This window comes from Actinomycetospora sp. TBRC 11914, assembly GCF_012933465.1.
In the GTDB taxonomy this organism is placed as follows: Bacteria; Actinomycetota; Actinomycetes; order Mycobacteriales; family Pseudonocardiaceae; genus Actinomycetospora.
The window spans coordinates 69,265-88,977 of record NZ_JABBND010000013.1; the positions used below are offsets into that span (position 1 = coordinate 69,265).

The window sequence follows — 19,713 nt, forward strand, 5'->3', positions numbered from 1 at the left end:
CCGCCGGCCTCCGGGGGCCGGCGGCCCCCCGGCGGCGACCCACGGCCGCCGTCGGGAACCCGTCCCTCAGGCCTGCACGGCCTCCACGGGTGAACCGACCCGGGTGACCAGCTCGCCGTCGTCCGACGGCACCAGCTCCACGTCACGGACACGCCCGGCCGCCTGCACGTCGCCCAGCACGACGCGCAGGGCGTCCAGCCGGTCGGGTGCGCCGGACACCGACGCGCTCTCCACCTCGGTGCGGATCGAGAGCTTCTGGTCGGACTTGCCCTTGCGGATCCCGGAGATCACCTCCGAGGCGACGTCGAGGACGTCCTCGTCGACCCCGCCGGTGCGCGGCAGCTCGGCCGTCGTCGGCCAGGCGGCACGGTGCACCGAGCCGCCCTGCCACCACGACCAGACCTCCTCGGCGACGAACGGCAGCACCGGCGCGAAGAGCCGCTGCAGGACCCGGAGCGCCAGGGCCAGCGCGGTCCGTGCCGAGTCGCGCCCGACGTCGTCGAACTCGCCGTACGCCCGGGACTTGACCAGCTCCAGGTAGTCGTCGCAGAAGAACCAGAAGAACTGCTCGGTGATCTCGAGCGCGACGGCGTAGTCGAACCGCTCGAGCGCGGCCGTGGCGCGCTCGACCACGCCCGCCAGCCGCGCCAGCAGCGCCCGGTCGATGGGGGCGGTGACCGCCGCCGCATCGGGCTCGCCGGTCGACACCCCGACCCCGAGGATGAACTTCGAGGCGTTCAGCAGCTTCATGGCCAGGCGGCGCCCGACCTTCATCTGACCGCGGTCGAACGCGGTGTCGACGCCGGGCCGGCCGTTGGCCGCCCAGTAGCGGACCGCGTCCGAGCCGAACTCCTCGAGCAGGCCCATCGGCGTGACGACGTTGCCCTTGGACTTCGACATCTTCTTGCGGTCCGGGTCGAGGATCCAGCCCGAGAGCGCGGCGTGCGCCCACGGCAGCTCGCCGAACTCCAGCGAGCTGCGCACGACCGTCGAGAACAGCCAGGTCCGGATGATGTCGTGCGCCTGCGGGCGCAGGTCCATCGGGAAGACCCGGGCGAACAGGTCGTCGTCGAGGGTCCACTTCCCGGCGATCTGCGGGGTCAGCGACGACGTGGCCCACGTGTCGAGGACGTCGGGGTCGCCGGTGAAGCCGCCCGGCCGGTCGCGCTGCTCGGCCGTGTAGCCGGGCGGGACGTCCGTCGTCGGGTCGACCGGCAGCGCGTCGTCGGGCGGGGTGAGGACCTGCTCGGCGAGGACCTCGCCGTCGGCGTCGAGCGCGTACCAGACCGGGATCGGCACGCCGAAGAACCGCTGCCGGCTGACGAGCCAGTCGCCGTTGAGGCCGCGGACCCAGTCGGCGTACCGGTGGCGCATGTAGTCCGGGTGCCAGACGAGCTCGTCGCCGCGGCGCAGCATCGCCTCGCGCATCTCGGCGTCACGCCCGCCGTTGCGGATGTACCACTGCCGGCTGGAGACGATCTCGAGCGGCTTGTCGCCCTTCTCGAAGAACTTCACCGGCCGGGTGACGGGCCGGACGTCGCCGATGAGCTCGCCGGTCCCGGCGAGCATCGCGACGATCTTCTCCTTGGCGGTGTGGACCGTCGTGCCCGCGATCTCCTCGTAGCGCTCGCGCCCCGGGCCCGAGGTGATCCAGTCCGGGGTCTCGCGCAGCAGCCGGCCGTCGCGGGTGATGACGGTGCGGTTGGGCAGGTCGAGCTCGCGCCACCACTGCACGTCGGTGAGGTCACCGAACGTGCAGCACATCGCGATGCCCGCGCCGCGGTCCATCTCGGCCGCCGGGTGCGCGAGGACCGGGACCTCGACGTCGAACAGCGGCGACCGCACCGTCGTGCCGAAGAGCGCCTGGTAGCGCTCGTCGTCGGGGTGGGCGATCAGGGCGACGCAGGCCGGGATCAGCTCGGGACGCGTGGTCTCGATCGCGACGTCGCCGGCGGCCCCGTGGTAGGCGATCCGGTGCCAGGCGCCGGTGTGCTCGCGGTCCTCCAGCTCGGCCTGCGCGACCGCGGTGCGGAACGTGACGTCCCACAGCGTCGGCGCCATCGACACGTAGGCCTCGCCGCGGCCGAGGTTGCGCAGGAAGGCGCGCTGGCTGATCGCCCGGGCGTCGCCGTCGATCGTCTGGTACGTGTGCGACCAGTCGACCGAGAGCCCGCCGCGCCGCCACAGCGCCTCGAAGGCCTTCTCGTCCTCGGCGGTCAGCGTCTCGCACAGCTCGACGAAGTTCCGCCGCGAGATGGCGATCTGTTGCTTGCCCGGCTTCTCCGGCGGGGTGAACTCCGGGTCGTACGGCAGGCTCGGCTCGCACCGCACGCCGTAGTAGTTCTGGACGCGCCGCTCGGTGGGCAGGCCGTTGTCGTCCCACCCCATGGGGTAGAAGACCTGCTTGCCGCGCATCCGCTGGAAGCGGGCGACCACATCGGTGTGCGTGTAGCTGAAGACGTGCCCGACGTGCAGGGACCCCGAGACCGTCGGCGGCGGCGTGTCGATCGAGAAGACCTCGTCGCGCTGCGCCGACCGGTCGAACCGGTAGGTGCCCTCCTCCTCCCATACCGCCGTCCAGCGCTCCTCGAGGCCGTCGAGCGTCGGCTTCTCGGGCAGCTGCGGCGACGACGGTGCCGGCCGCGCCGATGCAGCCTGGGAGGAGGGGGACTGCGTCATGTGACCAGTTTACCGAGGGGGTCCGACACGGTTCCGGCCTGGACACCGACCGGATCGGGCACACCTGCTGGGCCGTGCGGGTGGATCTCGTAACGCCGGGCGCCGGAACGGGGACACAGTGGTCACCACCGCGCAGTCGGCGGTGCTCATACGTCTGTTCGGGGGAGCGCGCATGACCACGTCCACGTCGTCCCCGGCGCCGGGGTCCGGGAGCCGGGAGCCGCGCCACCGGGCCGAGGGTCGCGGGGACACCGCCGGCACGGCGGCCGGCCCGGTCGGGGTGCCCGCCCCACGCCGGACGGGCGGACGGCACCGGGCGCCCGACGCGCCGCCCTCGAGCGGGTTCACGATCGTGCCCGGCCCGCGCGACGGCGGACCCGGGGAGGGGACGCGCCCGGAGGCCGGCCCGGCGTCCGGGTTCCGCCCGCTCCCGCCGCCCCCGCCCGGGGCTCCCGCGTCGCGCCCCACCTCGTCCGTCGGCGTCCCGCTCGGCGCCGTGCCCACCCAGCGCGGGGCGGACGCGCGGGACGCGGCGGTGCCCCGCCGTCGCCCCGCGCCCGCGCCGCCGGAGGTGCTCGACGACGAGGCGGTGACGGTCCCGGTCCGCCGGGAGGCCCTCGACCGCGCGGCCGGCCGCTCCGTCGCGGAGGACCCCGGCCCTCGTGACCACGCCCCCGACGACGGGCCGGTCCACGCTCCCGCCCTCCGGCCGCTCACCGCCCACCGGCCCGCCTCACCGTCGCCGAGGGCCCGCCCCCGACGCGGCGCGACCCGCCCCGACCAGACCCGCTCGGACGGGGCGCACGCCGACCGGGCCCGCTCGGGGCGCCCACCCCACGGTGCGCCGTCCCGCCCGGCGGTCGCCCGACCGGTAGGACCGAGCGGCCGGGTCGCGCCCTGGGAGACGCCGCCCGACCGCGCGTCCACCCGCGCCGGCCTCGTCGCGGTCGCCGTCGGGGCCCTCGGCGCCCTGCTGGGGCTCGCGCCCTGGTCGGGGCTGCTGCCGCGGGTGCTCCCGGCGTCGGCGCTCGGCGCGACGCCGGTGTTCAACCTCGCGGGGGCGCTCCTCGGGGTCGTCGCCCTCGGGCTCGGCGCCGTCGCGATGTTCCGGGCGACCGGGACGACCCGGGGGCTCCTGGTCGGGGTGATCGGTGCCTGCGTGGGCGCGGCGGCGATCGTCGTGGGCCTCGTCGTCTGACCCGCCCGGCCGGTGATCGACGCCGGTTTCCGGACGTCCAGTGTCCGGAACGCCACGTTCCTGACACCCGACCCCGACCCAGACCCCCCCGGCCCTACGCCATCGCCGACACCCGGAACCAGTCCTCGGCGAGCGCAGGGTCGCCGAACACCTCGACGCCCTCCAGCCCCGCCCGGCCGGTGACCACGGCCAGGAGGTCCGCGGCGCGCCCGCGCACCGCGACGTCGGCCTTCGCGTGCTCGCGCGTGATGGCGACCCCGTCGGGTCCCCGCCGGATCAGCCACTCGCCGTCGTCGGCGTCCGTGCAGTGCAGGTGCACCGTCCCGCCCTCACCGCGCAGACGCCGCGAGCCGGCCCGGAACCAGGTGATGAGGTCGTACCACTCGGCGACGCCGTCGGCCGCGAGCCCGGGGGCGACGTCCGGGAGGGGCGGGAGCCCGACGGCGAGCTCGGCGTCCAACCGGTGCACCAGCGTCTCGTGGAGCTGACGCCGCCGCCAGAACGCGACGGTGACCGGCCCGACGAAGCCGCCGACCTCGCGGGCCGGGTCGGCGCCCTCCAGCGTCGCCACGAGCCGCGAGGCGCCCTGGAGCAGCCACGTGGCGACCTCGTCGCGGCCCTGTGGCGGCTCCCCGTCGGGCACCTCGGCATCCCGGTCGACCATGCGCTCCGCCCCGGTCTCGATCGTCGCGGCGACCCGCCGGTGCACCCGGCCGAGGTGGCGCGCGAGGTCGTGCACGGTCCATCCGGGGCACGTGGCGACCGGCGCGGACAGGTCGTCCCCGGCGGCCGGCGCGCTCACGGCGTCGGCGAAGGCGGTGGCCTGCAGCAGGAGGTCGTCGGAGACGGAGCGCAGGGGAGCTCGACCATCAGCATCGGACACGACGAGGAGCCTGCCGCAGGCCTCAGCCCGACGGCGAGCGGAGGCTGACGACGAGCTCCCCGTCCTCCTCCGTCGCGGTGTAGGCATCGACGTCGGCGACCCCGCCGCCGGAGACGCACTCCCCGGAGGCCAGCCGGAACTGGTGGTTGTGCAGCGGGCACATCACCACCTCGGCGTCGACCAGCCCGTCGGCGAGCGGCCCGCCCCGGTGCGGGCAGATCGCCCGCAGCGCGTACAGGCCGCCGGAGCGCGGCCGGAACACGGCCACCGGCTCGTCGCCGACCAGGAAGGCGCGGCCCTCCCCGACCGGGATCTGCTCGACCGGCCCCAGGCGGGCCGACACCACCCCGTCCGACACCACCCCGTCCGACGCGGTCACGCCGGGCTGCCCGACGACGACCGCACCGGCACCTGCGGCAGCGGGATGATCGGGAGCGCGTCGTGGAACTGGCCCGGCGTGCGCTCCCGCTGGTCGGTGGCCCACGGGTCGGCGTACGCGTCGACCGCCTCCTGCATCCGGGCGTCGAGCCCGTCGGCGAGGCCCTCGGCGTCGTCCACCACCACGGCCTTCAGGTACTCGAGGCCCATACGGGGCACGAAGTCGTAGGTGCGCTCGAGCCAGTTGGCGTGCTCCCGGTAGTACTGCAGGAAGCGCCCGACGAGGCGCAGGGCCTCGTCGTGGGAGTCGACGGTGGCGAGGACCTCGCCCTGGCGCACCGTCGCGCCCGCCGCACCGCCGACGTAGATCTGCCATCGGGGACCCTCGATCGCCACGAGGCCCACGTCCTTGACCATCGACTCCGCGCAGTTGCGCGGGCAGCCGGAGACGCCGAGCTTCATCTTCGCCGGCCCCTCGATGCCCTTGTAGCGCTCCTCGAGGTCGATCCCGAGCTGCGTGGAGTCGCCCAGCCCGAAGCGGCAGAAGTCGGTGCCGACGCACGTCTTCACCGTCCGGAAGCTCTTGCCGTAGGCCCACCCCGACGGCATGTCGAGGTCGGCCCACACCTCCTGCAGCTTCTCCTTCGGCACCCCGAGCAGGTCGATCCGCTGCCCGCCGGTCAGCTTGACCATCGGGATGTCGTGCTTCTCGGCGACGTCGGCGATGCGGCGCAGCTGGGCCGGCGTCGTCACCCCGCCCGACATCCGCGGGACCACCGAGAAGGTGCCGTCGCGCTGGATGTTGCCGTGCACGCGGTCGTTGATGAACCGGCCGTCGCGCTCGTCGACGACGTCGTCCGGCCACATCATCCGCAGCAGGGCGGTGAGGCCCATCTTCGAGCCGACGTGGTCCTTCCCGTCGGGTGCCAGCGCCTCGAACACCGCCGACACGCTGGTCAGCCCGCGCGAGCGGATCTCCGCCATCAGCGTCGGCTTGTCCATCGGGATGGCCGGCACGTAGTAGGAGTCGGCCGGGTCGGCCGCGCCCTCGCCGCCCAGCGCCGCCTCGACGACCTCCGTGACGAGCCCCTTGCACGACCCGCAGCCCTTCCCGGCCCGCGTCGCCGCCATGCACGCCGACACCGACTCGGCGCCGCCCTCGACGCACGCGACGAGGTCGCCCTTCGACACGCCGTTGCAGTTGCAGATCTGGGTGTCGTCGGGCAGGTCGGCCGCGGAGGTGCCGTCGTCGGCGGACCCCAGGTCGAACAGCAGCCTGATGCGCTCCTCGGGCAGCGCCGAGCGGCTGTCGAAGGCCTGGGTGAGCGCCGCGGCCTTGGAGATGTCGCCGACGAGCGTCGCCCCGATGAGCGTGCCGTCCCGGATGACGACGGTCTGGTACACCCCGCGGCCGGTCTCGGAGAACTGCACGAACTCGTCGCTCTCGCGCTCCGGGGACTTCACGCCCATCTGCGCGACGTCGACGCCCGCGACCTTGAGCTTCGTCGCCAGCCGCGACCCGTGGTACTCGGCGCCGGGGTCCGCGCCGGTGACGACGTCGGCGAGCACGGCCGCCTGCTCCCACAGCGGCCCGACGACGCCGTAGACCTCGCCGCGGTGCTGGGCGCACTCGCCGACGACGAAGATGTCGTCGTCGTCGACCGATCGCATGCGGTCGTCGACGACGATGGCCCGCTGGGTCTCCAGCCCGGAGACCACCGCGAGCCCGATGTTGGGGCGGATGCCCGCGGTCACCACGACGGTGTCGCACCCCAGCGTCGAGCCGTCGGTGAACCGGACGCCGGACACGGCGCCGTCGTCGCCGAGGAGGATCTCGGACGTCTTCACCCCGAGGTGCATGTGCATGCCCATGTCCTCGAGCTTCGAGCGCAGCACCGCCGACGCCTGCGCCTCGAGCTGCTGGTTCATCAGCACCTCGGTCGGGTGCACGACGTGCACCGCCAGCCCGTGGGCCTGCAGCCCGGCCGCCGCCTCGAGCCCGAGCAGGCCGCCGCCGATGACGACGGCCGACCGCTTGCCGTCCTCCCGGGTCGAGCTCCGCATCGCTGCGTCTCCCGCGACGTGGCGGAGCATCCCGGTCGCGTCGTCGAGGCTGCGGAACCCGAACACCCCGGGGGTGAGCTCGGTGTCGCTGGCCCACATCCCGTCCATGGGCGGGAAGAACGAGCGGCTGCCGGTGGCCAGGACGAGCGTGTCGTAGGGCGTCACCGACCCGTCGTCGCCGTAGACGACCTTGGCGTGCCGGTCGATGCGCACCACCCGGACGCCGGCGTGCAGCGTGATCCCGTTGTCGTCGTACCAGGCGCGGGGGTTGAGGAAGAGCTCGTCCTCGTCGTCACCGTCGACGTCGTCGTTGTCCACCACCTGGCCGGCGGCGTTCGCGAGGACCTCGGAGAGCAGGATCCGGTTGTAGTTGCCGTAGGGCTCGTCGCCGAAGACGGTGATCGCGAACATCTCGTCGCCACCGCGGGCGAGGATCTCCTCCAGGGCCCGCGCCCCGGACATCCCGTTCCCGACGACGACGAGCTCCGCGCGCGTGTCCCGGTCGGTGGCGGTCCGGTGGGTGGGCTCCTCCAGCGCCGTCACTCAGACCTCCACCAGGCCGCAGTCGACGACGAGGGTGCCGGCGGTCCCGGTGGGCGCCGCGAAGTGCACCTCGACGGTGCTGCCGGCCAGGAGGTCCTCGACCACCCGCAGCGACACGTGCATGTCGGCCTTCGCGCCGACCGGGAGCCACCGGGCGGGCGCCCCGTCGAAGACGAGCACGACCACGGCCAGCTCGTCCGACGAGTTCCCGGCCCGCACGTAGAGCACCTGGCCGGTGACGCCCTCGGGGACGGTGTAGGTCAGCGACGGGTGCAGCGGTGCGGGCTTCTCCAGCCCCTGCCCCTCGAAGGCGAAGGCGCCCTGCAGGAACCGTGGCGTGGTCATCATGCGGTGGTGTCCTCTCCTGCGGGCGCGGCGGTGATGTCCACCGCGCAGACCTTGAACTCGGGCATCCGCGACGCCGGGTCGAGCGCCGGGTTGGTCAGGGCGTTGATCGTCTGCTCGCCGGCCCAGTGGAACGGCGCGAACACGGTGTCGGCGCGGATGGTCGAGGCGAGCCGGGCGCGCATCCGGGCGCGGCCGCGGCGGCTGCGCAGCAGCACGTCGGCGCCGTCGGCGACCCCGAGCCGGGCGGCGAGGTCGGGATGGATCTCGACGACGGGTTCGGGCTCGGCGTCGAGCAGCGCCTTGGTGCGCCGGGTCTGGGTGCCCGACTGGTAGTGCGCCCGGGACCGGCCGGTGGTGAGCCGGTAGGGGTACTCGCCGTCGGGGGTCTCGGCGGGCTCCCGGTGGTGCACGACGTGGAAGCGGGCCCGGCCGTCGGGCGTGGCGAAGTATCCCCGGGTCGAGCTCCGCTCCGCTCCCTCTCCCGCGCCGCGGAACATGCGCGGGGTGCCGGGATGGTCCTCGTCGGGGCACGGCCAGAACACGCCGCGCTCGGCCTCGATCCGGGCCCAGGAGATGCCGGCGTAGTCGGCCTTCCCGCCCGCGGAGGCCCGGCGCAGCTCGTCGAAGACCGTCTGCGGGTCGGCGGAGAAGTACTGCCCGCGGCCGAGCCGCCCGGCGAGGTCGGCGAGCACGTCGAGATCCGAGCGCACCCCGTCGGGCGCCTCGACCGCGCGGCGCCGCCGCAGCACCCGCCCCTCGACGTTGGTCATCGTCCCCTCCTCCTCCGCCCACTGGGTGCAGGGCAGGACGACGTCGGCCAGCGCGGCCGTCTCGGAGAGGAAGAGGTCGGAGACGACGAGGAGGTCCAGGGCGCCGAGGCGCTCGCGGACGTGGTCGGCCCGCGGGGCGGACACGACGACGTTGGACGCCATGACCATCAGCGCCCGCACCCCGCCGTCGGTGCCGAGACGGTCGAGCATCTCGTAGGCGGACACGCCGGGGCGCGGCAGTTCGTCGGGATCGACGCCCCAGACGGCGGCGACGTGCGCGCGGGCCGCCGGGTCGGCCAGCATGCGGTAGCCGGGCAGCTGGTCGGCCTTCTGGCCGTGCTCGCGCCCGCCCTGCCCGTTGCCCTGGCCGGTCATCGTCGCCCAGCCCGAGTACGGCCGGCCGGGCAGCCCGAGGGCGAGCGCGAGGTTGATCCACGCCAGCGCGGTGTCCGAGCCGTGCGCGTGCTGCTCGGCGCCGCGACCGGAGAGGATCATGGTGGCGCGGGACTCGGCCAGCAGCCGGACCGCGCGCTCCATGACGCGGACCGGCACGCCGGTGATCCGCTCCACCCGGTCCGGCCAGTACTGGCGCATCGCCCGTCGCACGGCGTCCCACCCGGTGGTCCGCTCGGCGACGTACGCGGTGTCGACGAGGCGGTGCTTGATCGCGAGGTGCAGCAGGCCGTTGGCCAGCGCCAGGTCGGTGCCCGGGACCGGCTGGAGGTGGACGTCGGCCGCCGCGGCGCTGGCGGTGTAGCGGGGGTCGACGACGAGGTGGGTCGCCCCCCGCTCCCGGCCCGCGGCGAACCAGCGCATCGCCGGGGGCATGGTGTCGCCCGGGTTCGACCCCACGAGCAGCACCGTGTCGGCCCGGGCGATGTCGGCGAGCGGGAACGGCATCCCGCGGTCCACGCCGAAGGCCTTCGTCGCCGCGGCGGCGGCCGAGGACATGCAGAAGCGGCCGTTGTAGTCGATCGAGGCGCTGCGCAGCGCGACGCGGACGAACTTCCCGGCCTGGTAGGCCTTCTCGTTGGTCATCCCGCCGCCGCCGAAGAGGCCGGCCGCGTCGGCTCCGTACCGCTGCTGGGTGTCCCGCAGCGCCGTCGCGACCCGGTCCAGGGCCTCGTCCCACGTGGCCTCGCGGAACGGCTCGCGCCGGGAGTCGCGGACCAGCGGCGTCGTCAGCCGGTCGGGGTGGGCGAGCAGCTCGGCGGAGCTGCGGCCCTTCTCGCAGAGCCCGCCGCGGTTGGTCGGGAAGTTGGCGCCCTCGACCTCCCAGCCCCCGCCGTCGTCCTCGGCGCGTGCCGCCACCGTCATCCCGCACTGCAGCGAGCAGTACGGACAGTGCGTGAGCACGGGGAGGGACACTCCGACCACGGTGCGGCGGACCCGTGACGCGGCGGTTACACGGGCGCTACGCCTGGGCGAGCCCGTGTGGGGTCCTCGCGCCCGCCCCGGGCAGGTGTGACGTGACCCACGTCGGGGAAACCAAGGGCGCCGTCGTGCGGCGCGCGTCACCTCGATCGTTCAGCCTGGACAGAAGAGGCGTGGGTCACACTCCGGGGAGGCGGCGCGGTCTAGCCTCCGCCGGACGGCCGCCGGAGGGACCCGGCGATCGCAGGAGACCTCGGCCGGAACGGCCGGACGCGCCCCAGGCGCGCCCGGCCGGTGCGGGCGGGGCCGGACGAGGAGGGCGCGACGGTGCGCATCGGTGTCCCCCGGGAGACCCGGGACCGCGAGACGCGGGTGGCCGCCACCCCGACCACGGTGGCGGGGCTGGAGAAGCTCGGCTGGACGGTGGTCGTCGAGCCGGGGGCGGGGGAGCGCTCCTCGTTCCCCGACGACGCCTACGCCGAGGCGGGGGCCGAGCTCGGCGACCCGTGGGGCGCGGAGGTGGTGTTCGCGATCAACACCCCCCGGCCCGAGGACCTGGCCAAGCTGCAGGAGGGCGCGACGCTGATCTGTCGCGTCGCCCCCGCGCAGAACGAGGAGCTCGTCGCCGACCTGGCCTCGCGCGGCATCACGGTGCTCGCCACCGACGCGGTGCCGCGCATCTCGCGGGCCCAGTCGCTGGACGTGCTCAGCTCGATGGCCAACATCGCCGGCTACCGCGCGGTCGTCGAGGCGGCGAATTACTTCGGCCGGTTCTTCACCGGGCAGGTCACGGCGGCGGGCAAGGTGCCGCCGGCGAAGGTGCTGGTGGCGGGCGCCGGTGTGGCGGGCCTCGCCGCGATCGGGGCCGCCTCGTCGCTCGGGGCCGTCGTCCGGGCCACCGACCCGCGGCCCGAGGTCGCCGACCAGGTGGGGTCCCTCGGCGGGGAGTACCTCGAGGTCGTCGTCGAGGGCGAGGAGGCCGAGAAGTCCTCCGACGGGTACGCGAAGGCCACCTCCGAGGCCTACGACCGGCGGGCCGCCGAGATCTACTCGGAGCAGGCCGCGGACGTCGACATCATCATCACCACGGCCCTGATCCCCGGGAAACAGGCGCCGCGCCTGATCACCGCCGACGACGTCGCGGCGATGAAGCCGGGCAGCGTCATCGTGGACATGGCCGCGGGCAGCGGCGGCAACGTCGAGGGCTCGGAGCCCGACGAGGTCGTCGTCACCGACAACCAGGTCACGATCCTCGGCGACACCGACCTCGCGACGAAGCTGCCCACCCAGGCGAGCCAGCTCTACGGCCAGAACCTGGTCAACCTCATGAAGCTGCTGACCCCGGAGAAGGACGGTCAGCTCGTCCTCGACCTCGAGGACACCGTGCAGCGCGGCATGACGGTGGCCCACGACGGCGAGGTCATGTGGCCGCCGCCCCCGGTCCAGGTGTCGGCGGCGCCGGCCGCCACCGAGGCGAAGGAGCCGGAACCCGAGCCGGAGCCGGAGGAGCCCTGGTCGCCGGCGTGGCGCTACGGGGCCATCGCGGTCGGCCTCGCGCTGCTGTTCGTGGCGACGGCGTTCGCACCCGCCGAGCTCGCCGTGAACCTGACGGTGTTCGTGCTCGCCGTGGTGATCGGCTACTACGTGATCGGCAAGGTGCACCACGCGCTGCACACCCCGCTGATGTCGGTCACCAACGCCATCTCCGGCGTGGTGATCGTCGGCGCGCTGGTGCAGTTCGGGAAGCACAGCCTCGTCGTCTCGATCCTCGCGGGGATCGCGATCGTGCTGGCCAGCATCAACATCGTCGGCGGCTTCGCGGTGACCCGCCGCATGCTCTCGATGTTCACCACGGACCCGAAGGCGGCCGCGCGATGAACCCCCAGACCGCGGCGACCGCCGCCTACATCGTCGCCGCGCTGCTCGTCGTCATGAGCCTCGCGGGCCTGTCCAAGCACGAGACGGCCCGGGCCGGCGTCGTCTACGGCATCGCCGGGATCGCCATCGCGCTGGTGGCCACCGTCGTGCTGGTCGCGCAGTCGATCACCGCCGGGGCGATCGGCCTGCTGGTCGGCGGCTTCGTCATCGGCGGGGCGATCGGGCTGTGGCGGGCCCGCGTCGTCGAGATGACGGGCATGCCGGAGCTGATCGCGCTGCTGCACAGCTTCGTCGGTCTCGCGGCGGTGCTCGTCGGCTGGAACGGCTACCTCGAGGTCGAGGCGGTGGGGCCGGCGCAGACCGAGGTGCCCCCGGAGATGCTCGGCATCCACTCGGTGGAGGTCGGTGTCGGGGTGTTCATCGGCGCGGTGACCTTCACCGGCTCGATCGTCGCCTTCGGCAAGCTGTCCGGGCGGATGAAGTCGCGGCCGCTGTCGCTGCCGGGCAAGAACGTCCTGAACCTCGGCGCCCTCGTCGCCTTCGCCGGGCTGACGGTGGCGTTCACGATCTCGCCGTCGATCGGCGTGATCATCGCGCTCACCGCGGTGGCGCTGGCCCTCGGGTGGCACCTGGTCGCCTCGATCGGCGGCGGCGACATGCCGGTCGTGGTGTCGATGCTCAACAGCTACTCGGGCTGGGCGGCGGCCGCGTCGGGCTTCCTGCTCGACAACACGCTGCTGATCGTCACCGGCGCCCTCGTCGGCTCCTCCGGTGCGTACCTGTCCTACATCATGTGCCAGGCGATGAACCGCTCGTTCATCGCCGTGATCGCCGGCGGGTTCGGCGTCGAGTCGGGGACCACGTCCGACGTCGAGGGCGAGCACCACGAGGTGCAGGCCGACGAGGTCGCCGAGCTCCTCCGGCAGGCGTCGTCGGTGATCATCACGCCCGGCTACGGGATGGCCGTGGCGCAGGCGCAGTACCCGGTCGCCGACCTGACCAGCAAGCTGCGGGACAAGGGCGTCGAGGTCCGCTTCGGCATCCACCCCGTCGCCGGCCGCCTGCCCGGGCACATGAACGTGCTGCTCGCCGAGGCCAAGGTGCCCTACGACATCGTCCTGGAGATGGACGAGATCAACGACGACTTCCCCGAGACCTCGGTGGTCCTCGTCATCGGCGCCAACGACACCGTCAACCCGGCCGCCGAGGAGGACCCGTCGAGCCCCATCGCCGGCATGCCGGTGCTGCGGGTGTGGGAGGCCGAGAACGTCGTGGTGTTCAAGCGCTCCATGGCCGTGGGCTACGCCGGTGTGCAGAACCCGCTGTTCTTCAAGGACGCGACCTCGATGATCTTCGGGGACGCGAAGCAGCGGGTGGAGGACATCATCGCGGCGCTGTAGGTGCGCTGCGCGCACGTGAGCACTTTCGGTCGCTATGACGACGGAAAGTGCTCACGAGCCGTAGGCACCTACGGCCTCGGCGACCAGGCGCACCGACTGCCGGCGCTCCTCGGCGTCGTGGACCGCCGTGGTGACCATGAGCTCGTCGGCGTCGGCCTCCTTGGCCTTGCGCAGGAGGTCCTCGGCGACCTGCTCGGGGGTGCCGACCGACACCTTGTCGGCCATGCTCCGGGCCACGTGCTCCTCGGCGGCGCTCCAGTCGTGGGCCAGCGCCTCCTCGGGGGTGGGCAGCGGACCGGGCGTGCCGGTGCGCAGGCGTGCCATCGAGAGGGCGTTCGCCCGGCCGAGGGCGTACGCCCGCTCGGGGTCGGGGTGGGCGATCGCGGCGGCGCCGAGGATGACGTGCGGCGGCTGCGCCCCGGCGCCCTCGCTCGGGCGGTAGTTGTGCCGGTAGATGCGGGTCGCCTCGCCGGCGTCGGCGCCGCCGAAGTGCCCCGCGTAGGCGAACCCGGTGCCGAAGGCCGCGGCGGCCTGCGCGCCGTAGTAGCTGGACCCGAGGATCCACACCGGCGGCAGCGGCACGTCGTCCGGGTTCGCGACGATGCCGCGGAACGGGTGGTCGGCGTCGAACCCGTCGACGTAGCCCCGCAGCTCGGTGAACTGGTCGGGGAAGTCGTCGGCGGTCAGCGCCTGGTGCGAGCGGCGCAGGGCGATCGCGGTGCGCGGGTCGGTGCCGGGGGCGCGACCGATGCCGAGGTCCACGCGGCCCGGGAAGAGCCCCGCCAGCGCGCGGAACGTCTCGGCCACCTTGAGCGGGCTGTGGTTGGGCAGCATGATCCCGCCCGAGCCGACCCGGATCGTGCTCGTCGCGGACGCGACCGCGGAGATCATCACCTCGGGGCTCGAGCTGGCCACGCTCGCGATGTTGTGGTGCTCGGCCAGCCAGAACCGGCGGTACCCGGCGGCCTCCGCGGTGCGGGCGAGCTCGACGGTGTCGTGCAGGGCCTGCGAGGCGGACGCGCCGGACGGGATCGGCGAGAGGTCGAGGACCGAGATGGGGAAGCCCATACGAGGTGCAACGCCGTCCCGGGGGACGCTGATTCCACGTCTCCCGGGACGACGCCGCTCAGGCCTCCGGCATGCCCGGGATCCGCACCGCGCAGGCGTTCGTCGCCTCGGCGGTGACGCCGTCGAGGTCCGTCCGCACGGCGGCGTGGAACCGGCTGATCATCTGGTCCAGCCCCACGGTGAAGGAGATCTCCATGATCTGCTGCGTGGAGAAGTGCTCCGCCAGGTTCTTGTACATCTCATCGGTGATCGGCTGCATCCAGGTGGACGCGCGCGCGAACACGATGATCGCCTCCTCGGCGGGCGCGAACATGCCCTCCGGGAGCGGGTCGTCGAGGAGGTGCGACATCTCCTCGTCGGTCAACCCCGATGCTCGACCGAGCACCACGTGGGTCGGCGTTCAATAGAAGCAGTTGTTCGCGACCGCACTGGTCAGGTACGGCAGCTCCCGCATGCGCGGCGTGGGCAGCGAGTTCTGGAAGTACACGGTCTCCAGGAACGCGAAGAGCTGCTCCATCGCCTTCGGGTGGTTCGCGAGGGCGCGGTGGACGTTGAGGACGCCCACCTCGGGCTGGGCGTCGGCGACCGACTCCAGCAGCGCCTTGGCGTGGGGGTCGACCTCGGGGTCGTCGGGGTTCCAGAGCGGGACGCGCGCCACGGGGCACCTTCCGTCGGGGATGGGCTGACCCCCGCGATGCTCCGGACGGCGTGTTACGACGAGGTTGTGCGCAATTCACATCGGCGGTGACAGGACGGTGAGCAGGTCCTCGCGCCCGAACATCCGGGCGGTGTCGACGGCGGTCGGGTGCCCGGCGAGCGGGTCGGCGCCGCCGTCGACGAGCACGCGCACCACGTCGTCCTCGCCCTTGAACACCGCCCCGGCCACGGGCGACTGGCCGCGGTCGTTGAGCCGGTTCACGTCGGCGCCGCGGGCGACGAGCGCGCGGACCGCGTCGGCGTGCCCGTGGTAGGCCGCGAGCATGACCAGCGTGTCGCCGGCGTCGTTCGTCAGGTTCACCGGGACGCCGGCGTCGACGTAGGCGGCCAGGCCCGCGGCGTCGCCGTCACGGGCCAGGTCGAACACGCGGCCGGCGAGCTCCGCGACCTCGGTGGGGACGTCGCTCATGCCGCCAGGGTAGGGGTCCGCTCAGCGGGAGAGCGGGGCCGCGACGTCGGGGTCGGGGGTGGGCTCCGGCGCGTCCTCGTCGTCGTCGCCGTGGCCCCACCCGCAGTACGGGCACCACGGCTCGATGCGCCGGTGCACGACCGTGAGCGCCATCGTCCCCAGCGGCAGCACCAGGACGAGATCGCCCCAGCCGGGCCGGATGAGCAGCCCCGCGGCCACCCCGACGGCCGCGACGACGACGAGCACGGCCACACCCGCCGTCGTCGTCGCCGAGTGGAACAGCCGCAGCCAGCGGCGCCGGGTCTCCACCGCGCGCGCCGGGTCGGCGGGGCTCTCGGCGATGCAGCGCAGGCAGAGCCGGTCGTCGTGGGCGAGGGTGAAGAGCTGCACGACGATGAACACGACGACGGCGCCCAGCGAGACGACGCTGCTCTCCTTCGCGTCGGCGAACCCCGCGGCGATCGCCACCGCGATCAGCGGCCCGCCCAGCAGCAGGGGGTGATGGGCGATGGCCGAGCGGAGGCGGACGAGGCGGGAGGGGCCCTCGTCGTCGGGCGCGGGCGCCCGGTGGTCGTGCCGGCTCAATGCACACCCCCTCCTCGCGGCGCGCCGCGAGACGTCGTGAAGGAAGCGTATGGCGCGTTCCGGTCGGATGCGACCGGCCGGGCCGGATCCGCTCCGTCGGCGCAGCGAGCGGTCAGCCCCGCACCACCAGCAGCGGCACGAGCTGCTCGGCGGGCGTGAGCGACCCGTGGTGCCCGACGAGGGCGGTCTCCCGCGGCTCGATGCGGGAGCGGACCAGCGTCCACTGGCCCCGCGCGGCGGCCACGACCTCCCCGATCCGCCCGCGGGCCACCTCGGACACCGCCGGCCCGAACCAGCCGGCGTCGATCGCCTCGTCCCGGGCCATGACCCACGCCCGGTCGCCGAGCTCGCCGCGCCAGGTGTCCAGGACGTCGTCGAGGGCCCCCGGCGCCGCGTGGACGTGCCGCACCCGGGTCTCCCCGGCGAGCCGGCGCACCCCGGACAGCAGCGCGGGGCTGGTGTCGAGGTCGATGTGCCAGCCGCGGTCGGTCGCGACCATCCCGTGGTCGGCGACCACGAGCAGCACCGCGCCGGGCCGCAGGCACTCCGCGATCGCCGCGACGAGCCGGTCGACGATCTGCAGCTGCATCCGCCAGGGCAGGCTGCCCGGTCCGTGCTGGTGGCCGATCATGTCGAGGTCGCCGTGGTAGGCGTAGCAGAGCGCGCGTTCCTCGGGCTCGACGGCGAGCCCGTGCAGGAGCTCGGCCGCGAGGTCGCCGAGCGCGGAGACCCCGAGGAAGCGGCCGCCGCGCAGGGCCGCGCGGGTCAGCCCGGAGCGGCGCTGGACCTCCGGGGCCACCCGGGTCACCGCGACCCCGGCGTGCAGGGCGCGCTGCAGCACGGTCGGCTGCGGCTGCACCTGCTCGGGCGGGAGGTCGGCGAGCAGGTCGACCGGGTCGGCGGCGCCGTGCGCGCACCAGCGCAGGGTGTTGAGCACGACGTCGGCCTCGGCCGTCGGGTCGTCCGGCGGCGGCACCGCCATCGAGTAGCCCTCGATGCCGTGCCCACCGGGGGTGAGGCCGGTGCCCAGCGAGGTGATGCTCACCGCGGTCGTCGCCGGGAAGCACGAGGTCAGCCGCCGGGAGTCCGGGGAGGTGGCGAGCTCGGTGAGCGCGGGGGCGTCGTGCGGGTGCGCCGCGAGCAGCTCGGCGCCCAGCCCGTCGACGAGCAGCACCCCCGCGGCCGTGACGTCCCCGCGGTGGCGGGCGACACCGAGCGTGTCGACGAACCCGTCGACGTCGAGCGCGGCCGCGGTGGACGGCATCACCTCGGCGAGGGTGCCGTGCCCGTAGGCCGGGAGGAACGGTTCACTCCCGAGCGCGGTCATGGCGGGTGATCGTAGGGCGCGCGGTGATCGGGCGGTCCGCGTGCTCCGTGTGTCCCCGACGGCGAGGGGCACGTCAGGCAGGTTCGGAGGCCCGGTGCCCTGCCTGGCGTGCCCCTGATCAGCGGCCTGGGGTCAGACCGAGGACACGGCCTCCGGCGCCGTCGACTCCGGGACCGTCGTGGCGTGGTAGTCGTCGCCGCGGGTGTGGTCGACGCCCTCCGGGGTGCGCCCGGCCCGCAGCAGCAGCGTCACGACCGCCGCGACGACGAGGTTCCCGATGAGGGCCACCACGCCGACGTAGATCTGGACCGTCGAGCCGCCGAAGGGGTGCCAGCCGAACAGCGACAGCTTGCCCAGGGCGAGGGCCGAGCCGCCGAAGTGCGACTTGCCGGCGACGGCGGGGTTCGGGATGCCGTAGAGGATGATCATCCCCCAGATCAGGCCCACGGCCCAGCCGGCGAGCAGGGCCCAGCGGTGGAACCACCGGGTGTAGAGCGCGATCGCCACCGCGGGCAGCGTCTGCAGCACGATCACGCCGCCGATGAGCTGCAGGTCCACCGAGAACTGCGGGTCGATGCCCACGATGAACAGCACCGCGCCGATCTTCACGACCAGCGACGCGAGCTTGGCCTGGCGGGCCTCGTCGCGCGGTGTGGCGTCGCGGCGGATGAACTCCTTGTAGATGTTGCGGGTCCACAGGTTCGCCGCCGCGATCGACATGATCGCGGCCGGGACGAGCGCGCCGATCCCGATCGCGGCGAACGCGACGCCGGCGAACCACGAGGGGAACTGGCCCGCGAACAGGGCCGGGACGATCGTGTTCGAGTCGGCCTTCCCGGTGGAGCCGTTGACGATCGGCTTGGTGTTCGCCGCGATCGCGACGTAGCCCAGCAGCGCGAGCAGGGCCAGCAGGAACGAGTACGCCGGCAGCGCCGTCATGTTCCGCCGGATCGTGGCGCGGCTCGAGCTGGAGAGCACGCCGGTGACCGAGTGCGGGTAGAGGAACAGCGCCAGCGCCGACCCCAGCGCGAGGGTGGCGTACTGCAGCTGGTTGTTGGCCGAGAGCAGCGTCGAGCCGGTGGGCTGGCCGGTGGTCGGGGACGGCTTGGCGAGCTTCGCCGCGCCCGCGTCGAAGATCGGGCCCCAGCCGCCGAGCTTGAGCGGCAGGTAGATGATCGCGACGAGGATGACGACGTAGATCAGGACGTCCTTGACCACCGCGATGAGCGCGGGGGCCCGCAGCCCGGACTGGTAGGTGTAGGCGGCGAGCACGATGAACGCCACGAACAGCGGCGCGTGCCCCCAGAACCCGGAGCCGTTGAGCCCGATCGTGCGCAGCACCGCCTCGAGGCCCGCGAGCTGCAGGGCGATGTAGGGCATCGTCGCGACGATGCCGGTCAGCGCGATCGCGAGGGCGAGCAGTGGGGAGTCGTAGCGGCCGCGGACGAAGTCGGCGGGGGTCACGTAGCCGTGCACCCGCGAGACCGACCAGAGCCGCAGCAGGGGCAGCAGCACCAGCGGGAACGCGATGATCGTGTAGGGCACCGCGTAGAAGCCCAGCGCGCCCGAGGAGAACAGCAGCGCGGGGATCGCGACGAACGTGTAGGCGGTGTAGAGGTCCCCGCCCAGCAGGAACCACGTGACCCAGGAGCCGAAGCTCCGCCCGCCGAGGCCCCACTCGTCGAGGTGGTCGGGGTCCCCGGCGCGGCGCCAGCGGCTGGCCGTGAAGCCCAGGACGGCGACCGCCACGAACAGCACCAGGAAGACCACCAGCTGCACGACCTGCGCGCCGGTCATCGGGTGCCCTCCTCGTCGGCGCGGCGGGTGATCAGGTGGACCGCGAGGGTGCACAGGATCCCGAGGGGGATGACCGCCATCTGGAACCAGTAGAAGAACGGGATGCCGGCGAGGCGGGGCTCGGTCATGTTGAACAGCGGCGTGATCAGGCTGATCAGCGGGACGAGCAGCAGCAGGTTCCAGGCCCGGAACCGGAACGCCGGCGCGGCGGCCTCGGGCTCGGTGGCCGCGACGCTCGTCGCGGTCGGGTCGGGTGGGGGAGCAGGACTCGGGGACGACATCGGCGCGGTCCTTG

Annotated in this window: 17 protein-coding genes; 3 read left to right on the forward strand and 14 right to left on the reverse strand. The window is 73.8% G+C overall.

What is annotated here, in order from left to right; genetic code table 11:
• Positions 1-66 precede the first annotated feature (66 nt).
• Entirely contained in the window at positions 67-2,679 is a 2,613-nt protein-coding gene (valS, locus tag HH311_RS19705) for a valine--tRNA ligase (protein ID WP_169185395.1), read from the reverse strand.
• 172 nt (positions 2,680-2,851) lie between these two features.
• Here valS and HH311_RS19710 point away from each other — a divergent pair, with 172 nt between their 5' ends.
• On the forward strand, positions 2,852-3,877 hold the full coding sequence (locus HH311_RS19710) for a hypothetical protein (protein ID WP_169185396.1): 1,026 nt from the start codon (positions 2,852-2,854) through the stop codon (positions 3,875-3,877).
• A gap of 94 nt (positions 3,878-3,971) precedes the next feature.
• Here HH311_RS19710 and HH311_RS19715 read toward each other — a convergent pair whose 3' ends face one another.
• The 5 genes from HH311_RS19715 to HH311_RS19730 are packed head-to-tail and all read right to left on the reverse strand — an operon-like array spanning position 3,972 to position 10,231.
• Positions 3,972-4,760 carry a maleylpyruvate isomerase family mycothiol-dependent enzyme gene (locus HH311_RS19715; protein ID WP_169185397.1) on the reverse strand — a complete coding sequence of 263 codons (789 nt, stop codon included), beginning with the start codon at positions 4,758-4,760 and terminating at the stop codon, positions 3,972-3,974.
• Between the two features lie 22 nt (positions 4,761-4,782).
• The gene (locus HH311_RS19720; protein ID WP_312030255.1) at positions 4,783-5,139 is read right to left on the reverse strand and encodes a Rieske (2Fe-2S) protein; all 357 of its coding nucleotides are present in this window, start codon (positions 5,137-5,139) and stop codon (positions 4,783-4,785) included.
• A complete protein-coding gene (nirB, locus tag HH311_RS19725; RefSeq protein WP_169185398.1) occupies positions 5,136-7,745 on the reverse strand; it encodes a nitrite reductase large subunit NirB in 2,610 nt (869 codons plus the stop codon). The genes HH311_RS19720 and nirB overlap by 4 nt, the downstream gene beginning before the upstream one ends.
• Positions 7,746-8,090 (reverse strand): molybdopterin oxidoreductase, encoded by a 345-nt coding sequence (locus HH311_RS31025; RefSeq protein ID WP_248292810.1) that lies wholly within the window; start codon positions 8,088-8,090, stop codon positions 7,746-7,748. It abuts the gene before it with no gap.
• Complete coding sequence (locus HH311_RS19730; protein WP_312030256.1) at positions 8,090-10,231, reverse strand: molybdopterin oxidoreductase family protein; 2,142 nt, start codon at positions 10,229-10,231, stop codon at positions 8,090-8,092. Before HH311_RS19730 ends, HH311_RS31025 begins: the two co-directional genes overlap by 1 nt.
• A gap of 333 nt (positions 10,232-10,564) precedes the next feature.
• Here HH311_RS19730 and HH311_RS19735 point away from each other — a divergent pair, with 333 nt between their 5' ends.
• Both HH311_RS19735 and pntB read left to right on the forward strand, forming a co-directional pair.
• Positions 10,565-12,115 carry a Re/Si-specific NAD(P)(+) transhydrogenase subunit alpha gene (locus HH311_RS19735; protein WP_169185399.1) on the forward strand — a complete coding sequence of 517 codons (1,551 nt, stop codon included), beginning with the start codon at positions 10,565-10,567 and terminating at the stop codon, positions 12,113-12,115.
• Positions 12,112-13,515, forward strand: coding sequence for a Re/Si-specific NAD(P)(+) transhydrogenase subunit beta (gene pntB / locus HH311_RS19740; protein ID WP_169185400.1), 1,404 nt, complete (start codon positions 12,112-12,114; stop codon positions 13,513-13,515). Before HH311_RS19735 ends, pntB begins: the two co-directional genes overlap by 4 nt.
• Before the next feature lie 51 nt (positions 13,516-13,566).
• Here the strand turns inward: pntB and HH311_RS19745 are convergent, their stop codons facing one another.
• The 8 genes from HH311_RS19745 to HH311_RS19780 form a co-directional block, all read right to left on the reverse strand.
• Positions 13,567-14,583 (reverse strand): LLM class flavin-dependent oxidoreductase, encoded by a 1,017-nt coding sequence (locus HH311_RS19745; RefSeq protein WP_169185401.1) that lies wholly within the window; start codon positions 14,581-14,583, stop codon positions 13,567-13,569.
• Positions 14,584-14,641: 58 nt separating this feature from the next.
• On the reverse strand, positions 14,642-14,947 hold the full coding sequence (locus HH311_RS19750) for a hypothetical protein (RefSeq protein ID WP_169185402.1): 306 nt from the start codon (positions 14,945-14,947) through the stop codon (positions 14,642-14,644).
• A 36-nt stretch (positions 14,948-14,983) separates the two neighbouring features.
• The gene (locus tag HH311_RS19755; protein WP_169185403.1) at positions 14,984-15,241 is read right to left on the reverse strand and encodes a carboxymuconolactone decarboxylase family protein; all 258 of its coding nucleotides are present in this window, start codon (positions 15,239-15,241) and stop codon (positions 14,984-14,986) included.
• A gap of 75 nt (positions 15,242-15,316) precedes the next feature.
• Positions 15,317-15,709 carry an ankyrin repeat domain-containing protein gene (locus tag HH311_RS19760; protein WP_169185404.1) on the reverse strand — a complete coding sequence of 131 codons (393 nt, stop codon included), beginning with the start codon at positions 15,707-15,709 and terminating at the stop codon, positions 15,317-15,319.
• A gap of 21 nt (positions 15,710-15,730) precedes the next feature.
• Positions 15,731-16,294 (reverse strand): hypothetical protein, encoded by a 564-nt coding sequence (locus HH311_RS19765; RefSeq protein WP_169185405.1) that lies wholly within the window; start codon positions 16,292-16,294, stop codon positions 15,731-15,733.
• Between the two features lie 112 nt (positions 16,295-16,406).
• The gene (locus HH311_RS19770; RefSeq protein ID WP_169185406.1) at positions 16,407-17,621 is read right to left on the reverse strand and encodes an alkaline phosphatase family protein; all 1,215 of its coding nucleotides are present in this window, start codon (positions 17,619-17,621) and stop codon (positions 16,407-16,409) included.
• Positions 17,622-17,753: 132 nt separating this feature from the next.
• The gene (gene mctP, locus HH311_RS19775; RefSeq protein ID WP_169185407.1) at positions 17,754-19,418 is read right to left on the reverse strand and encodes a monocarboxylate uptake permease MctP; all 1,665 of its coding nucleotides are present in this window, start codon (positions 19,416-19,418) and stop codon (positions 17,754-17,756) included.
• Positions 19,415-19,699: a DUF3311 domain-containing protein gene (locus tag HH311_RS19780; RefSeq protein ID WP_169185408.1), complete on the reverse strand. Its 285-nt coding sequence runs from the start codon at positions 19,697-19,699 to the stop codon at positions 19,415-19,417. Before HH311_RS19780 ends, mctP begins: the two co-directional genes overlap by 4 nt.
• Positions 19,700-19,713 lie beyond the last annotated feature (14 nt).

Excerpts from the sequence above, each read along its gene's own strand:
- valS (WP_169185395.1), bottom strand. The coding sequence starts at position 2,679 with ATGACGCAGTCCCCCTCCTCCCAGGCTGCATCGGCGCGGCCGGCACCG.
- HH311_RS19710 (WP_169185396.1), top strand. The coding sequence starts at position 2,852 with ATGACCACGTCCACGTCGTCCCCGGCGCCGGGGTCCGGGAGCCGGGAG.
- HH311_RS31025 (WP_248292810.1), bottom strand. The coding sequence starts at position 8,090 with ATGACCACGCCACGGTTCCTGCAGGGCGCCTTCGCCTTCGAGGGGCAG.
- pntB (WP_169185400.1), top strand. The coding sequence starts at position 12,112 with ATGAACCCCCAGACCGCGGCGACCGCCGCCTACATCGTCGCCGCGCTG.
- HH311_RS19745 (WP_169185401.1), bottom strand. The coding sequence starts at position 14,583 with ATGGGCTTCCCCATCTCGGTCCTCGACCTCTCGCCGATCCCGTCCGGC.
- HH311_RS19760 (WP_169185404.1), bottom strand. The coding sequence starts at position 15,709 with ATGAGCGACGTCCCCACCGAGGTCGCGGAGCTCGCCGGCCGCGTGTTC.
- HH311_RS19770 (WP_169185406.1), bottom strand. The coding sequence starts at position 17,621 with ATGACCGCGCTCGGGAGTGAACCGTTCCTCCCGGCCTACGGGCACGGC.
- mctP (WP_169185407.1), bottom strand. The coding sequence starts at position 19,418 with ATGACCGGCGCGCAGGTCGTGCAGCTGGTGGTCTTCCTGGTGCTGTTC.
- HH311_RS19780 (WP_169185408.1), bottom strand. The coding sequence starts at position 19,699 with ATGTCGTCCCCGAGTCCTGCTCCCCCACCCGACCCGACCGCGACGAGC.